Origin of the sequence: Streptomyces sp. NPDC059037, from assembly GCF_042740015.1 — a bacterium.
Lineage (GTDB): Bacteria > Actinomycetota > Actinomycetes > Streptomycetales > Streptomycetaceae > Streptomyces.
In genome coordinates, this window is sequence record NZ_JBHYIG010000478.1 from 1 (window position 1) to 1,270 (window position 1,270).

The following is a 1,270-nucleotide window of genomic DNA, read 5'->3' on the forward strand; positions in this document are numbered from 1 at the left end:
GTCTCTCATTCCTGGCGGGCCTTGGGGCACCTCTGTTTTTCCCGGGGACGTTGCCCACCCGGGCCGTTGGCGTCTGGGGGGGGTGGGGGGGGGGGGCGGGCGGCACCACCCCACGCCCGGTTCTCGTGATCGGAGCGACAGGCCCTAAGTCGGGCTCTCGTCAACTCCTCGGCTCATGCCGCGCCGTGATGGTGCGCCCATTGCGTCGCCGCTGCAGCTAAGCTCGATGACCAGTCGCCCGGGGCGTCCTTAGCGATCTCCTGCCATATGCAGGCGTTGGCTGCCGTGAAGGCTGCGACGGCTTCGATCGGCGCGGTGCGCCAAGCCGGAATTCGCGCGGTCCACGCCTCAACCTCGCGCGGGGATTGCTTGCCGGTCGCAATCAGCCAGACCGCGCAGACGGCGGAGTCGATCCAAGGTGCTCCTACCGTGGCCCATGCCCAGTCACCCAGCCGTACCCGTCCGCCAGCCACCAGCACGTTCTCCGGATTTGAAATCGGTGTGGCACAGCGAGTTTCCTGCGAAGAACCGGAGTACGTCCTCCTCATCAACGTACGGCCGCCACCGGTCCTCGGCCCGCTTGAGATCGAGATCTGGCGCCTGAAGGCGGCCCAGGGCAGTAAGCGTGTCAGCGAGCAGGGGCAGATCCGGTGACCCCTCGGAGAAGTCCGCAGGGCGCGCGCTGACGAATTCGAAGCCAAGGAGATCCCAACCGGCCGCCTCCAGGCGCCAGAGCAGCCGGGGAGCGAGGCCGTCCGTCAACGCGGCGATCTGCGCCTCCAGGCGCTGCGTCCAGACCCGGGGGTGCTCCGCACGTAGCCCTTTGACGAACACCGGTCCGCTGGCGGTATCCACGCGCACGGCGATCTCGCTGTTGAACCCGCCTTCAACAGGCGTCACGTCGACAATCGGCCCGGTCTTCTCTTCGATAGCCCGGACAGCCACTCCCGGTACATCAGTCCAGCGCAGGCGTTCGGTCACCACCGCGTGTCTGGCTTCGTGCTATCGACTCAGACCCTGGTCCTGCGATACGAGCCGACGGGCCTCTTGCTGTAGGGGGCGTGGTCGTTGGCTCGGGGGGTGCTCAGCACGCGGATTCCTCTCGGCGGTTGTCTGCCCTCCCCTTGCGCCAGAACGTACAGAGCACTACGCGCTGCCCGTCCAAGGCGCGCCGCTTGAAGCACCCGCCTGGGCTGCAGGGCGATACGTAGCAGACGATCCCCGGTTAGCAAAACCGGGGGTCGTCCGCACCCATTGTGGGGCACCGCCC

General features: G+C 67.5%; 1 protein-coding gene. It reads right to left on the minus strand.

All coding sequences use genetic code 11. The annotated features are described in order from the left end of the window. Positions 1-444: 444 nt before the first annotated feature. Positions 445-981, minus strand: coding sequence for a hypothetical protein (locus ACFWY6_RS44830; protein WP_384703523.1), 537 nt, complete (start codon positions 979-981; stop codon positions 445-447). Positions 982-1,270 lie beyond the last annotated feature (289 nt).